Genomic DNA, 1,163 nt, shown 5'->3' on the forward strand with positions numbered 1-1,163 from the left:
GAAATTGTCCTACGTCGTCATAATCGCTATCGGGTGGAATTGAATCTCTGGTTAACTAAACTAGAGGAAATAATCAAAAAGTTCGGCGAAATGGTGATTAATCGCCAAGAACCAGAAGTTTTTATCTCGCGTCAGCGTTGCAGTTTATGTCATTGGTATAGTCACTGTTATGGTATCGCTCAAGCGAGTCAACATCTTTCTTTAGTTCCGGGGGTGACTCCCAGTCGTTACCAATTTTTACAGTCTTTGGGGGTTTCCACCATGGAATCCCTGGCGCTTACCTGTCCTACCCGTATGGGGGAGGGTATGGGGTTAGAGGTGGCTAATCAGTTACAATTACAGGCCCAAGCAATTATTGAAAATCGGGCCTTTCGCAAAAGTAACGGGAAAACTGCTTATTTGTCTCCCCTACCGAGGGCCGAGATTGAATTTTATTTTGACATCGAAGCGGAACCAGAACAGAATTTAGATTATCTTTTGGGGATTTTACGCGTTGATTATCGAGTTAATACCCAGCAATTTTATCCCTTTTTGGCAGAAAAGCCAGAAGATGAAGGCAGGATTTGGCAGGAATTTTTAACCTTAGTCATGCAGGATTATCAAGCACCCATTTTTCACTTTTCTGAGTACGAAGTGGAAACAATTAAGCGATTGGGTTATCTTTATAAAACTCCTTCTTCTTTGATTAATCAGTTAGTTTCTCGCTGTTTTGATCTGCACTATTATGTAGTTAATTCCGTAACTTTTCCCGTGGAAAGTTATTCTTTAAAATCCCTCGCTAACTGGATTGGCTTCCAATGGCGCGATCGAGGAGTAAGCGGGGATCAATGCGTTTGGTGGTATGACCAGTGGTTAAAAACAGGAGATCGGACTTTATTGGCGGCTATTTTGCGTTACAATGAGGATGATTGTCGCGCCACCTTTATACTAAAAGATTGGCTTTTGACATACCCCACGCCGTAAACGGACGTGGATTCTTCTAGCATCACTGCTGAGAATTTCTGGCTCAACGAGTCCACTTGAATTAGGGTTTGCTGAATAAATCTAAAAACCTTGTTGGATAAGGCTTTTAGACTTTTTTTCCCTGAAAAAGTGCCTACCATTGGAGTGATTGGGGGGAAAATTTAGGGATTTTTTCCCTGAAAATTAGGTAATTGACCACC

General features: G+C 41.8%; 1 protein-coding gene. It reads left to right on the forward strand.

The genetic code is table 11. From position 1 onward, the window contains the following. Window positions 1-963 (forward strand): TM0106 family RecB-like putative nuclease (locus PX484_RS12305; protein ID WP_288104049.1); only part of this gene is annotated, 963 nt, incomplete at its 5' end. Window positions 964-1,163 lie beyond the last annotated feature (200 nt).

Source organism: Microcystis sp. M49636_WE2 (genome assembly GCF_030065375.1).
Lineage (GTDB): Bacteria > Cyanobacteriota > Cyanobacteriia > Cyanobacteriales > Microcystaceae > Microcystis > Microcystis aeruginosa_C.